Raw genomic sequence first — 1,111 nt, forward strand, 5'->3', positions numbered from 1 at the left:
GGGCCGGGAGGGCGGGTCCCGACGAGACCGACAAAAGAAAATGATTATCAAGTTATTGTGTCTCCATGGTGGAGATCGACGAGAACAGACTGGTCACGTACCTCCTCAACAACAGGGCGTTCTTCGCCCCCGTGGTCGAACGGGCGGTGGCGCTCCTCGACCCGGGGAGGCGCGGGAACCTGGTGGACATCGGCACGGGGGCCGGCGGCGGCCTCGTCGCCCTCGCCCGCGCGGCGGGACCCGGAGCCCGGGTCCTCGGGGTGGACCGTGAGCCGATGGTGCTGGAGATGGCCCTGCGCCACGCCGAGGAGGAAGGGGTGCGCGCGCGGGTGTCCACCCGCGCGGCGGATCTGCTCGAGGTTCTCGACGAGGCGGCGGACGCGGGCGGCACGTTCGACGCGATCTGGGCGGGTGATGTGATCTGGCCGGGCAACGTCTCCGACCCCGCCGCGACAGTCGCCCGCATGGCCGAGGCACTGAGGCCCGGTGGGGTGATCGGCTTGTTCAACACCAACTACTACCAGTCGATGTTCCTGCCCGGGCACTCCCGACTGGAGCGCCTGCTGCGCACCGCCTCGGAATTGAACTGGGGACTGCCCGATGAGGGCCCGGACCACTACGAACGCTATCCGCACTGGGCCCTGGCCGCGGGGCTGGAGGAGGTGCGGGTGCACGTTCTGCCCCGCGTCGGCTTCCCCGTGGGGGACGACCCGACCGTGCGCCCGTACCTGGAGGGCGTGGTGTGGCCCGAGCTCCTCGCCGCCGCGGAGGCCCGGGGAACGGATGCCGGCATGAGCGGGAAAGACCTCGCCCGCGCCCGGGAACTGCTCGCCCCGGGGAGCCCCACCCGGATCCTCGACGAGCCGGGGTACCACGTGATCCAACCGACCCTGCTGGTGACCGCCCGCCGGCCGGGCTCCGCCGGCGGATCGGAGGGCTGAGGCTCCAACGGGGTCGCGGGGCGGCCCCGGGGCGACCCCGGGGCCATCCGACACGCGGCCGGACGCGGCAGGAGGGGCTCGACTCGACTACTCTTTCCGATTATGAATGTCGTTGTCGAAAAGGGTGCACCGGCACGCCCCTCCCCCACCGGGGCGCCTCGGCATTCGCC

General features: G+C 71.6%; 1 protein-coding gene. It reads left to right on the forward strand.

Annotated elements, in window-relative coordinates; translation table 11 throughout:
- The first annotated feature begins 65 nt into the window (after nucleotides 1–65).
- A complete protein-coding gene (locus FOE67_RS26510; RefSeq protein WP_182667358.1) occupies nucleotides 66–941 on the forward strand; it encodes a class I SAM-dependent methyltransferase in 876 nt (291 codons plus the stop codon).
- Nucleotides 942–1,111 lie beyond the last annotated feature (170 nt).

Origin of the sequence: Streptomyces calidiresistens, from assembly GCF_014141525.1 — a bacterium.
Taxonomy (GTDB): Bacteria; Actinomycetota; Actinomycetes; order Streptomycetales; family Streptomycetaceae; genus Streptomyces; species Streptomyces calidiresistens.